At 62.0% G+C, this 19,600-nt stretch carries 13 protein-coding genes; all 13 read left to right on the top strand.

Annotated features, from left to right (window positions below; genetic code table 11):
* Positions 1–58: 58 nt before the first annotated feature.
* The 13 genes from ACIPV6_RS19515 (at position 59) to ACIPV6_RS19575 (ending at position 19,538) form a co-directional block, all read left to right on the top strand.
* Positions 59–1,750 carry a dipeptide/oligopeptide/nickel ABC transporter permease/ATP-binding protein gene (locus tag ACIPV6_RS19515; protein ID WP_400272469.1) on the top strand — a complete coding sequence of 564 codons (1,692 nt, stop codon included), beginning with the start codon at positions 59–61 and terminating at the stop codon, positions 1,748–1,750.
* Positions 1,751–1,753: 3 nt separating this feature from the next.
* Positions 1,754–2,611 carry an ATP-binding cassette domain-containing protein gene (locus ACIPV6_RS19520; RefSeq protein WP_400272470.1) on the top strand — a complete coding sequence of 286 codons (858 nt, stop codon included), beginning with the start codon at positions 1,754–1,756 and terminating at the stop codon, positions 2,609–2,611.
* A 68-nt stretch (positions 2,612–2,679) separates the two neighbouring features.
* The gene (locus tag ACIPV6_RS19525; RefSeq protein WP_400272471.1) at positions 2,680–5,499 is read left to right on the top strand and encodes a family 78 glycoside hydrolase catalytic domain; all 2,820 of its coding nucleotides are present in this window, start codon (positions 2,680–2,682) and stop codon (positions 5,497–5,499) included.
* Complete coding sequence (locus tag ACIPV6_RS19530; protein WP_400272472.1) at positions 5,496–7,007, top strand: family 43 glycosylhydrolase; 1,512 nt, start codon at positions 5,496–5,498, stop codon at positions 7,005–7,007. The genes ACIPV6_RS19525 and ACIPV6_RS19530 overlap by 4 nt, the downstream gene beginning before the upstream one ends.
* Before the next feature lie 11 nt (positions 7,008–7,018).
* On the top strand, positions 7,019–8,773 hold the full coding sequence (locus ACIPV6_RS19535; protein ID WP_400272473.1) for a DUF5605 domain-containing protein: 1,755 nt from the start codon (positions 7,019–7,021) through the stop codon (positions 8,771–8,773).
* Between the two features lie 83 nt (positions 8,774–8,856).
* On the top strand, positions 8,857–10,104 hold the full coding sequence (locus ACIPV6_RS19540; protein WP_400272474.1) for an MFS transporter: 1,248 nt from the start codon (positions 8,857–8,859) through the stop codon (positions 10,102–10,104).
* On the top strand, positions 10,095–11,837 hold the full coding sequence (locus tag ACIPV6_RS19545) for a DUF5605 domain-containing protein (RefSeq protein WP_400272475.1): 1,743 nt from the start codon (positions 10,095–10,097) through the stop codon (positions 11,835–11,837). Before ACIPV6_RS19540 ends, ACIPV6_RS19545 begins: the two co-directional genes overlap by 10 nt.
* Positions 11,834–13,582 carry a hypothetical protein gene (locus tag ACIPV6_RS19550; RefSeq protein ID WP_400272476.1) on the top strand — a complete coding sequence of 583 codons (1,749 nt, stop codon included), beginning with the start codon at positions 11,834–11,836 and terminating at the stop codon, positions 13,580–13,582. Before ACIPV6_RS19545 ends, ACIPV6_RS19550 begins: the two co-directional genes overlap by 4 nt.
* A complete protein-coding gene (locus tag ACIPV6_RS19555) occupies positions 13,579–14,334 on the top strand; it encodes an SDR family NAD(P)-dependent oxidoreductase (RefSeq protein ID WP_400272477.1) in 756 nt (251 codons plus the stop codon). Before ACIPV6_RS19550 ends, ACIPV6_RS19555 begins: the two co-directional genes overlap by 4 nt.
* Positions 14,335–14,348: 14 nt before the next feature.
* A complete protein-coding gene (locus ACIPV6_RS19560) occupies positions 14,349–14,825 on the top strand; it encodes a LacI family DNA-binding transcriptional regulator (RefSeq protein ID WP_400272478.1) in 477 nt (158 codons plus the stop codon).
* Between the two features lie 150 nt (positions 14,826–14,975).
* Positions 14,976–17,387, top strand: a complete 2,412-nt coding sequence (locus tag ACIPV6_RS19565; RefSeq protein WP_400272479.1) for a glycoside hydrolase family 3 N-terminal domain-containing protein — start codon at positions 14,976–14,978, stop codon at positions 17,385–17,387.
* 53 nt (positions 17,388–17,440) lie between these two features.
* Entirely contained in the window at positions 17,441–18,481 is a 1,041-nt protein-coding gene (locus ACIPV6_RS19570) for a family 43 glycosylhydrolase (RefSeq protein WP_400272480.1), read from the top strand.
* Between the two features lie 115 nt (positions 18,482–18,596).
* On the top strand, positions 18,597–19,538 hold the full coding sequence (locus ACIPV6_RS19575) for a DUF5060 domain-containing protein (protein WP_400272481.1): 942 nt from the start codon (positions 18,597–18,599) through the stop codon (positions 19,536–19,538).
* Positions 19,539–19,600: the final 62 nt, after the last annotated feature.

Consider the following 19,600-nt stretch of genomic DNA (forward strand, 5'->3'; position numbering starts at 1 on the left):
CACGCCGCTTGCGATGAAAGCCCCAGTGGCGCCCAAAGGCCATTCAATACTGACCAGATTGCTGAGAAACCCCCAAGGTGCCCTCAGCATTGCCTTCCTGCTCTTCGTGATCGCGTTCGGACTGGTCAGTCCACTGCTCGCTCCCTATCAGCCCAACCAGGCAGACCTTGACGCCGTCAACGCTCCACCCTTCTCACCGGGTCATCTGTTGGGCGCCGACCGCGCAGGCCGGGACACCCTCTCGCAGTTGATGTGGGGAACGAACGGCACCCTTCTTGGCGCTGTACTGGTCCTGGCTATTGCTGTACTGATAGGCGTGACCGCGGGCTTGCTTGCCGGCTTCTACCGCGGCAAGTTCGAGGCGGCCGCCGGGTTCGTCACGGACGTAATCATGTCCTTGCCCAGCATCGTCCTGCTCATCGCCCTGTTCGCCTTGACCGGCCCAAATGTGCTGGTAGCGATGGCGGTCTTCGGCGTGCTTGTCTCACCAACGTACTACCGACTGGTTCGTTCAGTGGTCCTGGCCGTTCGAACGGAACTCTACGTTGACGCGGCAAAAGTTGTTGGCCTTTCCGATCTCCGCATTATCGGACGCCATGTCCTGTGGGCCGTCCGCGCGCCCGTGGTGATCCAGAGCTCCTTCGTCGCAGCCTCAGGCATTGCCATCCAGGCAGGCGTCGAATTCCTGGGCCTTGGCGATCCGAAACAACCCTCCTGGGGTGGCATCCTGCAGAATGCCAACGCTAATATTTACAACAACCGCTTCGGCGTACTCTGGCCTGCCCTCCTGATCACCTTGACGATTCTGGCCCTGGTGCTGCTGGGCAACGTATTGCGGGATGTCCTTCAAGCGTCCGCCCACAACAACAACCTCAAGAAGTCACGGCGAATGGAACTCGTCACCGCTGCGCAGCGCGAGCGGACGCAGGTTAAACGAGCCGAGGGTAGCAACGAGGTTCTGCTGTCCATCCGCGGCCTCCGGATCGGCTATCCGGACAGCCCGGACCATGTCCGCGAAGTTGTCCACGGTGTCGACCTGGACGTTCGGAAGGGCGAAATCCACGGACTCGTCGGGGAGTCCGGTTCAGGCAAGTCACAGATGGCCTTTTCGACCCTCGGTATCCTGCCCAAAGAAGCCGTCATTCTTGGGGGAAGCATCCTCCTGGACGGTGAGGATCTTCTCGCAGACACCAAATCGCTGAAGGGGGCAAGGGGTCACCGGATTGGCTACATCCCGCAAGAGCCGATGTCCAACCTGGACCCGTCTTTCACTATTGGCGCCCAGCTCGTCTACGGACTGCGTGCGGTGAAGAAAATGAGTGCCAAGGACGCCAAAACACATCTCATCGGACTGCTGTCGAGGGTCGGAATCCGGGACCCCGAAGGCGTCATGGGCCTCTACCCCCACGAAATCTCCGGAGGCATGGCACAACGCGTCCTCATCTGCGGCGCCGTGGCAGCGGATCCCGATCTGATCGTCGCCGATGAACCGACCACTGCACTGGACGTAACAGTCCAAGCCGAGGTCCTGGAACTGCTGCGCGAACTCAGCATCGAGAGGGGGCTTGCCATGATCCTGGTTACCCACAACCTGGGTGTTGTTGCGGATCTGTGCGACAACGTCAGCGTCATGAAAGACGGCAGGATCGTGGAGCGCAACGACGTCGACTCGTTGTTCACCGCGCCCCAACAGCGGTACACGCAGGAACTGCTTGAGTCTTCCCGCCGCGTCGAACTGATGGAGGTCTGAGCCATGAAGGAAAAACTGCTGCAAGTAGAGAACCTCGTTGTCACCTACAAGGGCCGACACGGCATTTCCAAACGGGTCATCGACAACGTCAGCCTCAACCTCCACGCCGGCGAGACCCTGAGCCTGGTGGGTGAGTCAGGCTCCGGAAAGACCACCATCGGACGTGCAATCCTCGGCTTGGCACCGGTCACAGAAGGAACCATCACCTTCCAGGGGGACACCATCAGCAACATCTCCCGGACCCAGCGGCGAAAGGTAGCCCGCGGAATCCAAGTTGTCTTCCAGGATCCCTACTCCTCCCTGAATCCTTCGATGACGGTGGAAGACATCCTCGTTGAACCGATGGCCGCCGCAGGCGCCACCGGCGGTCGCCAACGCGTACGGGAACTGCTGGACGCGGTGGGTCTCCCAAGCGACGCTGGAAACCGCTACCCCAAAGAGTTCTCCGGCGGACAGCGCCAACGGATCGCCATCGCACGAGCGCTGGCCCTGGACCCTCAAGTCATCATCTGCGACGAGCCAACAAGCGCCCTTGACGTCACAACCCAGGCCCGGGTATTGACCTTGTTCAAGGAACTGCAGGAACAAACCGGTGTGGCCTACCTCTTCATCAGCCACGACCTCGGGGTGGTCAACTCCATCAGCCACCGGATCGCGGTGCTGTACCAAGGCGCTGTCGTGGAACTCGGCGAAGCGCAGCAAGTGGCCCGCGCGCCCCGGCACGAATACACCCGTCGCTTACAGATGGCTGCACCCGTCGCCGACCCCGCAAAGCAGCGCGAGCGTCGGGCCGCCCGGCTCAAGCTGCTCCTCGACGAGAAAAAGGCAGTGGACCCCAACGGCGCCACGGCATCACTCTGAGCAAACCCCACCACGTAGATCACCCCGGTTGCCCGCCGGCCACAGCAACAATCCGTCTGGAGAAACACATGGCACACGCTGCCGCTCCCTCTGCCCCCCGCTTCGAAAACCGCACCGAACCCCACAAGGTACTCGGCATCGGCACGGGCACACCCCGCCTGTCCTGGACCGTGCCGGCCGCGGACGAGGACTACACCCAAACTGCCTACGAAGTTGAAGACACCAGGGAAACCGGCACCGTTGTCTACCGGGTCGAGAGCTCCGAACAGGTCCTCGTCCCGTGGCCGGGACCGGCTCTGCAGTCCAGGGAAGCGGCGATATTAAGGGTCCGTGTTGCGCACGGCAACGACTGGAGCGACTGGAGCAACCCTTCCACTGTCGAGGCAGGCCTGCTGCACGAAGAGGACTGGTCGGCTGAGTTCATCAGTCCTGCCCGCATTGGCCGCGTAGGCCAGCCCGCGCCAGTACTTCGCGGCCTCCTGGACATCCCTGGAACAATCCAAATGGCCCGCCTCTACGCAACCGCGCACGGCATCTACGTACCAACAATCAACGGGCAGCGCATCGACGACACGGTCCTGGCCCCGGGCTGGACTTCATATCACCATCGTCTCCGCTACCACACCTACGACGTCACGGAAATCGTGCGTCCCGGAGTCAACCACCTGGACATGCTGCTGGGCAACGGCTGGTACCGTGGCCGCCTCGGCTTTGAACACAAGAGCGCCATCTACGGCGACCGGCTCGCCGTCCTCGCCCAGCTCGAAGTCACCACGCACGACGGCGGCACTTACGTCCTGCTCTCCGACGGAACCTGGACAGCCCGCAACAGCCACATCCTGGCCGACGACCTCTACGACGGCCAGCTAACGGATCTCGCCACCGCAGTAGCCCCCGCCGCCGGCGAGGATGCCGCCGTCGAGATCATCCCCGCCGACCTCAGCACGCTCGTCGCACCGGAAGGGCCGGCAATCCGGCTAACCGAGGTCCTTCCGGCCGCCTCGGTCTTCACGTCACCATCAGGGAAAACTCTGGTCGACTTCGGGCAGAACCTCGTCGGCTGGGTCAGGCTCCGCACCAGGAACCTGCCGGCCGGCACCCAGGTGGTTATCCAACATGCCGAAGTCCTGGAAAACGGCGAGCTCTGCACCGAGCCGCTGCGTTCCGCCAAGGCCACCGACACCTACCTTGTGGCCGGGGAAGCCGAGGAAACCCTGGAGCCCATCCTCACCGTCCATGGATTCCGCTACGCAGAGGTCTCCGGTGTCCCCGGACTCACCGAGCAGGACATTGAAGCCGTCGTCATCGGCACGGACCTACGGCGCACAGGATGGTTCACCTCCTCCGACGAACTACTCAACCGCTTCCACGAGAACGTCAACTGGAGCATCCGCGGAAATTTCGTCGACGTTCCCACCGACTGCCCACAACGCGACGAACGACTCGGTTGGACCGGCGACATCCAGGTCTTCGCACCCACCGCGTCCTTCCTCTATGACATCGGAGGATTCCTCGGCTCCTGGCTCAAGGACCTCGCGGCCGAGCAACTCCCGGACGGATCCGTGCCGCACGTCATACCTGACGTGGTCCACTCAGACCTGACCAACGCACCCACCGCCGCCTGGGGTGACGCCGCCGTGCTGGTTCCGTGGACCGTCTACCAGCGAACGGGCGACCTGCAGGTACTGGAACGTCAGTTCCCCAGTATGTGTGCCTGGGTGGACAAGGCAGCCGATCTGGCGGGGGCAGACTCCTTGTGGACGGGGGGATTCCAGTACGGCGATTGGCTCGATCCCAGCGCCCCGCCGGAAGACGCTGCCCGGGCCAAAACTGACCCTGATGTGGTGGCGACCGCCCACTTGGCACGCTCTGCGGAGGTGTTGTCAGGTATAGCGGCAATCCTGGGACGGGACGTGGAGGCCGCCAACTACAACAAGCTGGCCGACGAAGTCAGGGCGGCGTTTGCACGCACCTACGTGACCCCGGCAGGCCGCATTCTCTCCGACACCCAGACCGCCTATGCAATGGCCCTTGAGTGGGCACTGTTGCCCAGCGAGGACCAACGCTTGGAGGCCGGGCGTCGCCTCGCCGATCTGGTGCGCGTCAGCGGCTTCAGGATCAGCACCGGGTTCGTTGGGACCCCGCTGGTATGTGATGCTCTGACCTCAGCCGGTGAAATCGACGTCGCCTACAGGCTGTTGCTGCAGACCGGCTGCCCGTCCTGGCTTTATCCGGTCACCATGGGTGCCACCACTGTCTGGGAAAGGTGGGACAGCATGCGCCCCGATGGCAGCGTCAACCCGGGCGGCATGACGTCCTTCAACCACTACGCGCTGGGCGCAGTGGCCGACTGGCTGCATCGCAGCGTGGCAGGGCTCGCACCCGCCGCGCCCGGTTACCGGAAGATTCTCGTACAACCCCATCCGACGGCGGCACTTACCCAGGCCTCGGCCCGTCACCTCACCCCCTACGGCGAAGCTTCCGTGGACTGGCGCCGTGAGGGCGGTCAGCTGACCCTTACCGTGGTTGCGCCCGTCGGATCAACGGCTGCGGTACGCCTTCCCGGTTCCGCAGAAGCCATTACCGTTGGGCACGGAAAGCACTCCTGGTCAATCGTCGATCCAGCCGCCCCTGGCGGTGAAGGAACGGCAGCGACAATTCGCGAACTGCTCGACAACCAGCCCTCCACCTGGTCGGCCGTGGTTGGTGCCGCCGTCGAAACGGGTATCGCTCCTGACGGTGAGGCGCAAGCCGCCGAGAAACTCGCCAGGTACCTTGACGAACCGGTGGGCAAATTGGGTTGGGCCTTGGTGCCGGAGCCTTGGGTCAGCAATCGTATCCCTTTGCGGCAAAAAGTGGCGGAGATCCTTAAAGGGAGCTCCCGATGACAGCATCCGCAGTTGACCCCTCAGCGCCGGGCAGGAACTTTTCACCCTCCGCGCTCCAGCCGATCCTGCCGGGGTTTCATCCCGACCCCACCATTTGCCGGGTGGGGGAGGACTACTACCTCACGACGTCCAGCTTCGAATACTTCCCCGGAGCACCGATCTTCCACAGCCGTGACCTGGTGACGTGGTCCCGGATAGGCCATGTGCTCGATCGCAGAAGCCAGTTCCGGCTGGGCAACGCACGTCCCTCCACGGGGCTTTACGCAGGTACCCTCCGCCACCACGAAGAAACCTTCTGGTTCGTCACCACCAACGTCAGCGACTACGACGCCGGCCAGGTCCTGGTGCACAGTACGGATCCGGCAGGCCCGTGGAGCGAACCGGTCTTCGTGGATGGGGCCATCGGCATTGACCCTGATCTGTGTTGGGACGTGGATGGAACCTGCTACTTGAGCTGGAAGGCCATGAGCTTTACCGAGGGCGAGGTGGGAATCCGTCAAGCGCGCTTGGACCTGTCCACGGGAAGGCTGCTGGATGAGCCATACCCGATCTGGCAGGGCAGTGGCTTGGGTGCTGTTGAGGCTCCCCACCTCTACCGCATTGGCAGCTATTGGTACCTGCTGCTCGCCGAAGGCGGAACGGAACGAGGCCACTGCGTTACCGTCGCACGCGCGAGCTCTCCGGCGGGGCCTTTCGAGCCATGCCCCGCCAATCCGGTCTTTACCCACCGCAGCACCATCCACCCTGTCCAGAACGTCGGTCACGCCGACCTGGTCCAGACGCCTGACGGCAGCTGGGCGGCGGTCTACCTCGGCGTGCGCGCCAAAGGTTCCACCCCCGGATTCCATGTCCTCGGCAGGGAGACGTTCCTTGCCGGCGTCGACTGGGTTGATGGCTGGCCGGTATTCATCGAGGACCGCTTTGACATCCCTCAGGCAGAAACGGGATTCACCGAAAACTTTCCGCACGGTCCGCTGGATGCCCGATGGGTTGTACCCGGCGGTGAACCAGCGTCGATCGTCTCAAAAGATGACGACGGCGGCCTCCGCCTTTCGTCGTTGGCCGATGGATGTCCGGGGCTGCTGTGCACGCGGGTGCGCGATCTGGAATGGACGGCTGAGGCAACGTTCAGCCTCTCCGGCAGTCTCACGCTGCGGATTGATGACAGGTATTGGTTCGGGCTCAAGCTGCTGGATGGGCAAGTCCGGGCCTGCGCGCGTCTGGGAGACATCGAACATGAACTCGCTGCCGTCCAGGTAGCCGCGAAAGCGGTGACTTTGCGCATTGAGGCCGTGCCGCCGTCGTCTCCGACAGTGCCGCTGGGCCACGGCGGACCCGACGAAGTGGTGCTGTCCGTCGTCGAACCTTCCGGAGTCCGCGAGCTGGGACGCCTTGACGGGCGACACCTTTCCACGGAAGTGGCCTCCGGCTTTACCGGCCGAATGCTGGCCGTCCAATCCTTCAACAGCGGTACCGTCCACTCGGTCCGCTATACACCCCACGCATAGGACATTCCTTCATGGCATTCACCAAGAACGCGACCCTTGGCGAGATCCTGGCCAACCCCGACGCCAGGTGGATCCTTGAGCAGCATCTGCCTGGGTTCCAGACATGGAACGACTGGGACCTTAGCCCCCTGGCGAAGCTTGACGAGGTGGCCCACTGGGCACGCGCGGTCGGGGATACAACCCCGGACCTGGCCCCTCTCTGGGCCGACATGGCCGCCCTTGGCACATCTCCACAGGCGAGGCAGCGAGCGGAAAAGCCGTCGACGCCCCGCGGGCTGTTGGAGGGTACCCGTGAGCCTACCGTTCCCGGGTTCGCCGCAAGTTCCGAACAGTGGGGCATTGCCGAAGTGGTCCTGAATGGGCCAGCGGCCGCTACAGCCTTTACCGATGTGGAGGTCTCTGCGACGTTCAACAGCGGTGAAACTTTGGTGCGTGTTGGTGGCTTCTACGATGGGGGCGGGGTGTACCGGATCAGGTTCATGCCACCGTCCACTGGAACCTGGACCTTTGAAACGAGCTCCAACACACCGTCCTTGGACGGCGTTACGGGCAGATTCGAGGTAACCGAACCGGGCGAACGAAACCACGGCAAGGTGCAGGTGAAGGATACGTTCCATTTCGCCTATCAAGATGGCACGCCGTTCCTGCCCGTCGGAACCACGGCCTACGCCTGGACCAACCAGTCCCGGGAACTGCAGGAACAAACGCTGCACACTTTGGCATCCGCTCCTTTCACCAAAATCCGCATGGGTGTCTTTCCGAAGTCCTACTCCTACAACTCCAACGAACCCGAGAGCTACGCCTATGAGCGCGGTGCCGACGGGACCTGGGACTTCGGGCGGTTCAACCCCACCTTTTTCCAGAATCTCGAGCTACGGATCCAGGCGCTCCAGGACCTCGGCATTGAAGCCGACCTGATCCTTTTCCACCCCTACGACAGGTGGGGCTTTTCCGACATGCCCGCATGGGCAGAGGATCTGTACCTCAGTTATGTAGTGCGCAGGCTCGGAGCCTTCCGAAACGTCTGGTGGTCGCTGGCCAACGAGTACGACTTCATGACCACCAAAACCGAGTCCGACTGGGAACGCTTCGCAGCGGTCGTGGGGAAGGAAGACCACGCAGGGCACCTCATCTCCATCCATAACGGCGCCACGTTCTACGACTACACCCGGCCCTGGATCACACATTGCAGTGTCCAACGCACCGACAACTATCTCTCAACCGAGAACACGCAAATTTGGCGGGAGCAATGGGGTAAACCCGTTGTGGCCGATGAAGTCGGCTACGAAGGAGACGTCGCAGAAGGCTGGGGAAACCTCAGCGCCCAGGAACTCGTGCGGCGCTTCTGGGAAGGGGCCGTGCGCGGCGGCTATGTCAGTCACGGTGAAACCTACCTGGACCCCGAGGATGTGATCTGGTGGTCGAAGGGCGGCATTCTCAAAGGTGAATCCCCTGATCGCCTACGGTTCCTGCGGCAGCTGATATCCGAGGCACCGAGCGGACATTGGGATCCACGCCCCAGCGATTGGGACTCCCGTACCGGTGGCGACGACGACCACCGGATCATCTATCTGGGAATCGGCCGTCCCCGCTACCGGTCCATGCTGATGCCCGCAGGTTCCGCATGGCACGTGGACGTCATCGACACCTGGAACATGAGCATCACCACTTTGCCCGAACCCGTGAATGGACGGATGGTGGTGGACCTTCCCGGCCGGGAGTACATGGCGATCCGCATACGACGAGCGGAAACCAATTCGCACTGAACACCACACCAAGCCCACAACCCCGCAGGGGCAACTGATCCGCTGGCATCGCGGCAGAAACATCAATCTTGTGAGGAAACAGGATGACTTCTTCCGTGAAACCGGACCAGACAAAAAACCGAACCACACCCGCGCAAGCCAGTGCCTTTCCCCTCATGGGGCTCATGACACTGGCCTTGGCGATCTTCCTCTCCATGGCCACCGAGTTCCTTCCCGGAGGGCTCATACCCCACATCGCGACTGAGTTTGGCCGATCCCCGGCCGAAGTCGGAAACCTGATCACGGTCTTCGCGCTGACCGTGATCATCACGGCCGCACCGTTGACAGTGCTCACCCGGCGCGTGCCGCGGAAGGCCATGGTTCTGATCTCCTTTTCGCTGATCGGTGCAGGCAATCTGGGGACCACCTTTGCACCGACCTTCGAAATGCTCCTCGCCGCGCGGGCCCTTGGTGCCCTGGCCCACGGAGCGTTTTGGTCAGTTGTTGCTGCCTACCCCGCCGGCTTGGTCCGACCCGGCGAGCTGGGCAAGGCGACGGCAGTGACTGCGGCCGGAGGCTCCATATCGGGATTGGTAGGCATACCGCTTGGCAATGCCCTCGGCCAAGCGTTCGGCTGGCGTTCCTCCTTCGCTGTCCTGGCCGGACTGATACTGCTGGTGCTTGTGCTGATGGCCTGGAAACTGCCCGCCGTTGCGATCAGCCGGCCCAAGGCGGCCAAAAGTGCGGACAACCCACGCAAGGAGGGGCTGATGCCGGTGCTCGTGGTCTGCCTGCTGATTGTCTTGATCGTCGGAGCACAGACGAGCTTCGGGACTTTCAATGTTGTGTGGCTGCTGGACACTGTTCACATGGAACCGGCCGTGATTCCCGTGATGCTGTTCGTGGGTGGGGCTGCCAGCGCGCTCGGGGTTGCCGTAACGGGTGCCTTGTTCGGCAGGTCTCCACGGCGGTTGTTCTTCGGCTCGGTCCTGGTACTGATTCTGATACTGGCCTCACTGCCGCTGGCCACCGGTTCACAGCCGGCCGTTTGGTTGTTGTCAGGCGTTCTGGGAGCGGTGTTCGGTGGCGTGCCGGTCATGCTCCAAACGCGCATGATGCTCGTGGCATCATCGCAGCGCCGGAACATGGCAGCGGCCCTTCAAACCACGGCATTCAACGTTGGCATCGGTGGAGGAGCGTTCCTTGGCGGCACCGCCATCGAACTCAGCGGGCTGAACTCTTTGCCCCAATGGGCTGCGGCAACAATGACCGCTGCGCTGATAGCCGCGTTGGCATGGGAACTGACTCATAAGACATTCAACGACAGAAGGAGGCCTGGAACATGGCAGTAATGGATGATCAGACACGTACACGCAACGTACTGGAGGTGGCCCCCGGAAGGGAAGCCATGAGGGCCGCGCTGCCCCACGTCGTCGAAAACGCCGACTCTATGGGCGGAGCGCTCGACCTCCCGATTGGCGCCCTTGCCACCCTCTTCCGGCTCAAGGACAGCGTCCGGGATGAACTCTGGGAACGGCTCTCGGCCATCGAACTGCCTGAAGAGGTTGAACCCGGACCGGTCCTCCCAGACCTGGGTTACGAAGGCGATGACGTTCCGCGCGCGTCGGCAACTTTGATCGTTCCGGCTTTCGGCTCCGAGAACACGCCGGTGGAAGTAGCCATTGACGGACCATCGCACGGAAATCCGTTCACGGACGTGGAACTGCATGCCACCTTCGAGTCGAACGGCCAGGAAACCGTCGTCGGAGGGTTCTACGACGGTGAGGGGCGATACCTCGTGCGGTTCCTTCCCAAGACCCCCGGCCAGTGGCGCTTCAGGACAAGCTCCACAGCCCGTTCCCTGGATGGCCTCTATGGCAGCATCGACGTCAAACCATCCGTGGAACGTGGCCTGGTTCAGGTTGCCGACCGTTTGCACTTCGCAGACAGCAAGGGCAAGGTGTTCCGCCCCGTTGGAACCACCCTCTACGCCTGGACGCACCAAACCGCGGAACTTGAAGAAGAAACCCTGGCCACGCTGGCATCTTCACCGTTCACGAAGGTCCGCATGTGCGTCTTCCCCAAAGCGTTCATTTTCAACGACAACGAACCCGGCTTGTATCCGTTCGAAAAAAACGGCGACGGCTGGATCACCACCACATTCAACCCTGCCTTTTTCCAGCACCTGGAGAACAGGATCAGTGACCTGGGCAGGCTCGGGATCGAAGCCGACATCATCCTGTTCCACCCCTACGACCGCTGGGGCTTCAGCGACATGGGGAAGGCCGCCGACGACAGATACCTCCGGTATGTGGTCCGACGGCTCGCTGCACTGCCAAACGTCTGGTGGTCGTTGGCCAACGAATATGATTTCGTCACTACCAAGCGCCGCGAGGACTGGGAACGCTTCGCCCGAATTGTGCGTGAAGAAGACCACGCCGGTCACCTCCTGTCCGTCCATAACGGAACGAGGCTCTACGACTATTCTGCTGATTGGGCAACCCACTGCAGTATCCAAAAGGTGGACTACTACAAGACCGCCGAGCTCGTGCAGGACTTCCACGAACAATGGGGCAAGCCCGTCGTCCTGGATGAGATCGGGTATGAAGGTGACCTCGAATACGAGTGGGGCAGCCTCCCCGCCACGGAGGTGGTCCGCCGTGCCTGGGAGACAAACCTTCGCGGCGGGTACTACACCCACGGCGAAACCTACTATCAAGAAGACGACCTGCTCTGGTGGGCCAAGGGCGGACGCCTGATCGGAGAAAGCACGGAGCGGATTGCCTTCCTCGAGCAGCTGATCAGCGAGTCCCCAACGGGCAGGCTTGAACCCCTGATCTCCCTCTCGCCCACGCCCGTGAGCGGGATAAAGGGCGAGTACGAAATCCACTACAACGGCTACAGCCAGCACAAATTCCGCACCGTTGACATCCCGGAAGGTAAGCACGCAAGGATCGACGTCATTGACACCTGGGCGATGACGATCGATCCGCTGCCCGGCACGTACACCGGCCGTCAAACGGTGAAGCTCCCGGCTCGCCCATACATGGCGGTCCGGATGTGCGTCCTGGAGCAGCCCGAATGATCCTCGGCAACCAGGACCGGGTCATCGCGCCAAGGACCGCCATTCACTCGGGTCCATGGGCGGCCGAGCTTCGGAACGACGAGCTGGCCGCCATCAGCTATAACGGCATCCAGGCATTGCGCGCCATCCGAGCCGTTGTCAGGGACAAGGACTGGCGCACACTCGTACCCACCGTCCAGGACTCCACGCTCGACGAGGGGGAGTGGGGGACTGAACTCAACCTGAACCTGGCCTTCAACGGTTTTGGTGTCCGCTACACCGGCCGACTCACCATACGGTTCGAAGCGGAATCGCTGCTCGTGTCCTTCGAGGGCATCGCACCCGAAGACTTCCTCAGCAACCGCATCGGATTGGTAGTCCTGCACCGGCCAGAAGAGGCTGGGCTACCTGTCGGCGTCGGGACAACGGCCGGGCAGAGCATCAATGGCCGCTTCCCCGTGGACATCAGCCCGCACCAGCCATTTATGGACATCGAATCCATGGAGTGGGAACGTGATGGCGCCCAATTCCACCTTGGCTTTGCCGGGGATGTTTTTGAAACGGAGGATCAACGCAACTGGACTGATGCGTCCTTCAAGACTTACAGCACACCCTTGTCCGAACCGTTCCCGGTCCATGTCCGGGCCGGAACCAGGGTTCAACAATCCATCAGGCTGTCCGCAGCAGCGCGTGCGAATGAATCCACGATCGTCCCTCAGGCACACAACAGGATGGAGATGCCCCGGGTGCTCGACACCCGGATTGGGGTGGTGCCGGCACTGACGGTCGCGTCGTCGACGACGGCTGGCTGGGTCGCCGGCGGGCAGCAACGAATACCGGGGCTGGAGGCGCTCCTCGTGGAAATCACCGCTGGTCCTGCAGCAGCGGAGCACCTGGCCCACGCAGTGGAGCAAGCGGGCACGCTGGGTGTTCCTCTGGATGTCCGGCTTGTCGTCGAAGCCGCACATCAGGTCGCCGGGATGGTTCAGATGCTGCCCCTGGCCAAAGTCCTGCGGCTGGCCGTATTCGACACCCGCAGCCATCTCAGCGAACCCGCGCTGTGGGCCGAACTGCTTGCCGCGGCAGGGGAGTTGGAATACCAAGGAGAGCTGGTTGCCGGGACACGCGCGCACTTCACGGAACTGAACCGTGGCTCGGAGTCACTGCCTGCCAATGCACCATCCTGGACTTACAGCGTCACACCACAAATGCACGCCTCCGAGGTGCCGCACATTGTGGAGACGCTGCCTATGCAGCGCCTGACGGCCGACAACGCTCTGCGGCTCACAGCCGGGAGACCGGTGCACGTCGGTCCCGTGACACTCAAGCCGCGGTTCAACGCCGTCGCAACAACTGCCGGACAAGCCGCGATGGCCGAAGTCGACACCCTCCAGACGGAACCGTTCGCTGCGGCATGGCTGCTGGGCAGTGTGGTTGCGCTGACAATGCCGGGGATCAGCAGCCTCTCCTATTTTGAGCTCGCCGGGCCGGGCGGCATCACCCAGGGAACACAGCTGACCCCAGCCGGTGAGATGCTCGCAGTCCTGGCATCGCTGCGAGGAAAACCGGTCCTCCAAGTCACCGGCAACTCGGGCGACGTGGTCGTCTACGCGGTCCAGGACGGCACCCACACGGTCATTCTGGCCGCCAACCTGAGCGACAAGCCCATCCGCACGCATCTCGGCCTTGATAACGGTTCGACGCTTGAACTCGACCTCGCACCCTGGTCGACCACCACCAAAAAAGTGAAGGAAACATCATCATGACAAACCGACTCGAAGGGAAAACAGCTCTCGTCACCGGCGCAGGGTCCGGTATCGGGAGGGCTGTAGCGCAGCGCTTCGTCGCCGAAGGCGCAACTACCTACTTCGCGGACATCAATCTGGAAGCCGCCCAAAAGACCGCAGCCACAACCGGTTCAGAACATGCCATCGCCCTTGCGGTAGACATCTCCGACGAGGACAGCGTCCGAGAAGCTTTTGCCACTGTGACCCGTGGCGGCCCACTGCACATCGTCGTGGCAAATGCCGGCGTACAGCTCTTCGGCCAGGACGCCAAAGTAGGGGAGTTGTCCCTTGAGGTCTGGGAAAAGACTGTCACGATCAACCAGCGAGGAGCATTCCTGACACTCAAGCACGCCGTCAGGGCCATGGAGCCGAACGGCGGATCGATCATCTGTACCGGGAGCCCCACGGCCGTCGTCGCGTGCGGACAGACGTTCACGGCATACTCCAGTTCCAAAGCCGGCGTCCACGGACTCGCCCGCGTTGTTGCCGCCGACTACGCGTCCGCCGGAATACGGGTCAACACCGTAGTCCCCGGCTATACCGAAACACCGCTCGTTCAAACCATCGCCGACGACCCAGTCAGCCGGGCCGGACTGGTCGATTCGACCATGCTTGGAAGAGCCGGAACCGCAGCCGACGTTGAAGGAATCATGGTGTACTTGGCCAGCGATGAATCGGCCTACGCTACCGGAGGCCTGTTCACGGTCGACGGCGGCCTCACCGCCAAATAGAAACTGGCCCGACTATGGAAGCCAAAGACCGAAATCCGGTACGCATCAAAGACGTAGCAGCCACCGCAGGAGTTTCCGTCGCGACAGTCTCCAATGTCCTGAACAAGCCCCACCTCGTCCAGGAACACACCCGTGAACTCGTAGCCCTCACGATGAGCAAAATGGGATACCAGCCAAATGCCCACGCCGTTGCACTGCGCCGCGATGCGCAGCGGAAGATGCCCTCCGAGCAACCCACGATCGAGACTGCCGTCCCCCAGACCGTAGCTTCCGCGGAACCGGATTCCCACCCCAACGGGCGCGAGGGACAATGGGAAGATCTGCAGGTTGGCGACAGGGTCGAAGTCCTCCGGGCAGGCCGGCGGGAATGCGAGGCAGTCATCGACGCCATCATGCCGGACTCCAGTGCCTTGTGGGTATGGCGGCTGGACGGGATGGGGCGCCAGCTCCTCTTACGTGACGAGAGACAGTGCTTGCGCTTCCAGTACTGAGCGCGTACGCTAACGTGCAACGTTGCACGCATGCGGTGTTAACTTCGAAGTCCGGCGCCCGTCGTCCGGCACGGTGGCCAGCCCACCGTCGCTGGTCGGCAGAGTTCCCGTCTCCTGGCCAGCAGGACACATCAGGAACGAGGACGAAAAGTGCACACTGACAAGACATTGGCCCCCTGGCTTAACCAATCACTGGCTCCGGCGGAACGGGCCGGGAAACTCCTTGAGGTTCTCACGCTCGACCAGAAGATGGCGCAGGTCTCCTGCTATTTCCCCACGGACATCAACCGGACCGACGATTTTGCGGGCCGGTTTCCTCACGGCATCGGCGAGGTTTCCTGCCTGGAAGCCCGTTCGGCGTCGTCGCTGGACGAAGTGACGGACTTCCAGCGCAAGGTCCAGCTCACCGCGATGGAGACTTCAGCGCATGGGATTCCGGCAATTTTTCATATGGAAGGCCTGTGCGGGGCCTATCTGCCCGGTGCCACCAGCTTTCCATCCGGTTTGGGGCGTGCATCGAGCTGGAACCGTGATCTGGAAAAGTCCATTGGCGAAATCGTCGGCCGTCAAGAACGGGCCGTCGGTATCACGCACACGCTGGCACCTGTACTTGACGTCTCCCGTGACCCCCGCATGGGCCGCCAGGGCGAAACATACGGCGAAGACCCACGCCTTGCAGCAATACTCGGAGTAGCTTTCACCCAGGGTCTCCAGGGCAAGGATCCCGCCGGCCGACAAACTGAGGCAGTCGCCAAGCACTTCATCGGCTCCCATCACACCGAAGGAGGTATCCACGGCGCCCATTGCAACGTACCTGACCGGACGTTGCAGGAGATTTACGGACTGCCGTTCCAGGCGGCGATCTCCCTCGCCGGACTCCGGGGTGTCATGCCTTCCTACAACTCCGTAGCTGGGGAGCCCGTCTCGGCATCATCAAGGTTGCTCAAAACGCTGCTTCGGGAGGACATGGGCTTTGATGGCTTGCTCGTCTCCGACTATGGCGCCGTGGGCAACCTGCACACTGTGCAACGCGTGGCAGCGACGGCCGCCCATGCTGGGCTTGCCGCTTTGAATGCCGGCATGGATATCGAACTTCACGTGCCCCAGGGATTCGGAAGCGATCTGCAGGACTGGTTTGCCAGCGGACGGGCCGACGTCGCCCTGTTGGACCGGGCCGTTCATGAAGTGCTGACGGCCAAGTTCAGGATGGGGCTCTTCGAGAATCCCTTCGCCCCGGTATCAGCAGAACGGGATGCTGTCTTCTTGCAAGACAGTGACCCAACGGTTGCCCGCGATTCCGCGCGTGAGTCCCTCGTCCTGCTCAAAAACAACGGTGCACTCCCGCTCGATACCAGACTGAAAAGACTCGTAGTCATCGGCTGCCATGCAGCAAGCGCAAGATTCTTCTTCGGCGGATACACCCACTATTCCATGGCCGAGGGCAAGCTTGCCGTGAACTCGTCCATGGCTGGCTTGACCACCAGCGGCGAGAATCTTCAGAACATTACCGACACGGTTCCCGGGACCACCATCGAAGCCTCAGACCGGGCGGAATTCGAGGAATTGCTGCTGCGTCAGCAGCCAGGTATCCACAGCTTGCTGGACGAACTCACCGTACGGCTGCCCAACACCGAGGTGCTCTGGGCGCGCGGTTACCCCTTCGCAGGCACGGATGAAAGCAGCCACCAGGAGGCCCTCGCACTAGCGGCAAGTGCCGACGTCGTACTTCTGACGCTCGGCGGCAAACACGGAACAGCATCCATCGCATCCATGGGTGAAGGCGTCGATGCAACTGACATCAACCTTCCCTCCTGCCAGGAAGCACTGATCCACAAGCTGGCGTTGCTGGGCAAGCCTCTTATCGGCGTACACCTGGATGGCAGGCCGATCTCCAGCGATGCTGCCGACAGCCACTTGGACGCGCTCTTGGAGGCATGGAGCCCGGCACAAGGCGGCGCCGAGGCGATCGTGGATGTCCTGACCGGGAAGCACTCACCCAGCGGCAAGCTACCTGTCAGCGTCGCCAGGAATGCCGGCCAGGTTCCCATTTACTACAACCACCCTCACGGCTCAGCATGGCATCAAGGCGAAAGTGTCGGCTTCCCGGACTATGTGGACGCACCCCACACGCCGCGTTACCCGTTTGGCCACGGACTCTCCTACACACGCTTCACCTACTCGGATCTGAACCTGTCCACTCTTAGAGCAGAACCCGGCGATGCCGTGGAGGTTTCGTTGACCGTCACCAACGACGGTGACGTCGCAGCCACGGAAATCGTCCAACTCTACGTCAGTGACTCGTTTGCCTCGGTATCTCGACCAGTCCAGGAACTTGCCGGATTCCGTCGGGTCCATTTGCAACCCGGAGAGTCGGCCACTGTCGCATTCACCATAAAGATGAGTCAGTTGGCCTTCCTGGACACAGACATGAGGTGGAAAGTCGAAGCAGGGGAAGTGGAGGTGAGGGTGGGAGCCTCATCGGAGGACCTCAGACTCAAACAGACCCTGACCGTGGCCCGCGATGCCTGGATCGATGGAAAGTCGAGGGCCTTTTTCGCCTGAACACTGACTGCTTTACGGCCCACTCACGTACTCACGATCGGAACAGACCAAACATGACCAACGACAGCATCAAACCAGGGCAGCCCTGGCTCGACACCAACGGGAACCGCATCCAAGCACACGGCGGATCCATGCTTTATGAGGACGGCACGTTCTACTGGTACGGCGAGAACAAAGAACGGACAACACCAGGCAGCGGCATCTGGCACTGGGGCGTCCGCGCCTATTCCTCCGTAGACCTCTACAACTGGAAGGACGAAGGACTCATCATCCCTCCAGTCGAGGATGATCCATCGTCCCCACTGCACCCCGCAAGGTTCATGGACCGTCCACACATCATCTACAACTCCAGCACCCGGAAATACGTCTGCTGGATTAAAATTATGGAAGCCGACGGCTCCCAGCGTTCCACGATCCTGACCGCGGATTCCTTCCTGGGCCCTTACGAGATCGTCAACAGCGCCTACCGCCCGGCCGGAATGAACGCCGGCGACTTCGACCTGGTGGTGGAACCAAGCGACGGGAAGGCGTACTACTACTTTGAACGGGTCCACAGCGAGCTGATCTGCGCCGACCTGACAGAGGATTACACCGCCGTCACGGGTTACTACTCAACGCACTTCCACCGTGGCGCGCCGCCGTTTGTCCGGGAAGCACCCGCCCACTTCAAACGCGGCAGCACCCACTACCTGGTCACATCCGGAACCACCGGCTACTTCCCCAACCCATCCGAGGTGGCAAGTGCGCCGTCCTACCACGGTCCCTGGACTGTGCTGGGGGACCCGCACCCGGATGATCCGAGCGAGACATCCTTCCGCAGCCAAATCAGTTGCGTGTTCAAGCACCCGGGCAAGAACGATCTCTACATTGCCATGGCAGACCGCTGGTATCCGGACCTCAGCCCGGAGGAGTCTGACGCCCGCGGAATGTTCGAACGTCAATTCGCCGGCAACCCACTCCCTGACGACGTCCCTGAAGACCTTGGAGCTGCGGACACCTCGCGGGCGGACTACGTGTGGTTGCCGTTCACCTTCGAAGGTGACCTTCCCGTCCTGCGGTGGGCAGATGAGTGGCGGATCGACGACTTTGCCTAGGTCAGTTCCGCACACATTTGCTCCAGCACACCATCACGGATAGAGGAGACACGCCATCAGCGCTCTTGATTTCTCTCAGGGCTTCGGGCCCGAAGTCTCATACAACCAGGTCCTCATGCACCCCGTCGGCCGTGCCATCCTTGAAAAGTGGAACGCTTTGCCCAGCGACGAAGTGGAGCGGTACGCTCTCGCGTCCATACCCCTGGAACTCGCCGTGCGGACAGCCCCCGCCTTGATCGATGATCCGGCCGCGCAGGACGCCGCCCTCGCCGAACTCGCAGCAGCGGAGCCGACCGACCCGACGGCGTGGCGACGCGAAGACCAGCCGCATCCCACCCCTGCTCCCGCACAGCTTGTCGGAAACCGGACTCCGGCCCGCTGGCCCGAAACGGTGAGGACCTACAAACGGTTCGAACTTGAAGCGCACGGCCCGATTGAGGGAAACCCGTACACCGACATCGAGTTCACAGCTGTGATCGAGGGGCCCGCCGGGCACGTACACATACCAGGCTTCTACGACGGCGAGGGCATCTATCGGTTGCGGTTCATGCCGCTCGAACCCGGTTCATATACATTCTCGACTCTCAGCAACTCCCAAACCCTCAATGGCCACACGGGCAACTTCGCCGCAACGCCACCGGACCCAGACAGCCACGGGCCAATAAGGGCAGAGGGCTTCCACTTCCGCTACGACGATGGCACCCCCTACCGTCCCATCGGAACAACTGCCTATGCCTGGCTGCACCAACGCCCTGAACGACGGGTCCGCACCATGGAAGCAATACGGTACTCCGGATTCAACAAGCTGCGCATGTGCCTCTTTCCCAAATGGTTCGCCTTCAACGAAGTGGAACCTGAGTTCACTCCCTTCGTGAGGGCTACCGATGGGACGTACGACTTCACCCTTCCGGACCCCGCATTCTGGATGGAACTCGAAGAACGGGTTGAAGAGCTCGCCGATATGGGAGTTGAAGCAGAACTTGTGTTCTTCCATCCCTACGACAAGTGGGGATTCGAAGACATGGGTGGCTGTGACAGGTTTGGATGGCCCCGGTAGGACGGTTATTTCTGGCCCCATTTTGTGACTCGCCGGGTTTCGGTGACGGTTATATGTGGCCC

The organism is Paenarthrobacter sp. NPDC089988 (assembly GCF_044748465.1).
In the GTDB taxonomy this organism is placed as follows: Bacteria; Actinomycetota; Actinomycetes; order Actinomycetales; family Micrococcaceae; genus Arthrobacter.

Bases quoted from the DNA above. Each gene is read 5' to 3' on its own strand.
- ACIPV6_RS19520 (WP_400272470.1), top strand. From the start codon at position 1,754: ATGAAGGAAAAACTGCTGCAAGTAGAGAACCTCGTTGTCACCTACAAG.
- ACIPV6_RS19525 (WP_400272471.1), top strand. From the start codon at position 2,680: ATGGCACACGCTGCCGCTCCCTCTGCCCCCCGCTTCGAAAACCGCACC.
- ACIPV6_RS19530 (WP_400272472.1), top strand. From the start codon at position 5,496: ATGACAGCATCCGCAGTTGACCCCTCAGCGCCGGGCAGGAACTTTTCA.
- ACIPV6_RS19535 (WP_400272473.1), top strand. From the start codon at position 7,019: ATGGCATTCACCAAGAACGCGACCCTTGGCGAGATCCTGGCCAACCCC.
- ACIPV6_RS19540 (WP_400272474.1), top strand. From the start codon at position 8,857: ATGACTTCTTCCGTGAAACCGGACCAGACAAAAAACCGAACCACACCC.
- ACIPV6_RS19545 (WP_400272475.1), top strand. From the start codon at position 10,095: ATGGCAGTAATGGATGATCAGACACGTACACGCAACGTACTGGAGGTG.
- ACIPV6_RS19550 (WP_400272476.1), top strand. From the start codon at position 11,834: ATGATCCTCGGCAACCAGGACCGGGTCATCGCGCCAAGGACCGCCATT.
- ACIPV6_RS19555 (WP_400272477.1), top strand. From the start codon at position 13,579: ATGACAAACCGACTCGAAGGGAAAACAGCTCTCGTCACCGGCGCAGGG.
- ACIPV6_RS19560 (WP_400272478.1), top strand. From the start codon at position 14,349: ATGGAAGCCAAAGACCGAAATCCGGTACGCATCAAAGACGTAGCAGCC.
- ACIPV6_RS19570 (WP_400272480.1), top strand. From the start codon at position 17,441: ATGACCAACGACAGCATCAAACCAGGGCAGCCCTGGCTCGACACCAAC.
- ACIPV6_RS19575 (WP_400272481.1), top strand. From the start codon at position 18,597: ATGCACCCCGTCGGCCGTGCCATCCTTGAAAAGTGGAACGCTTTGCCC.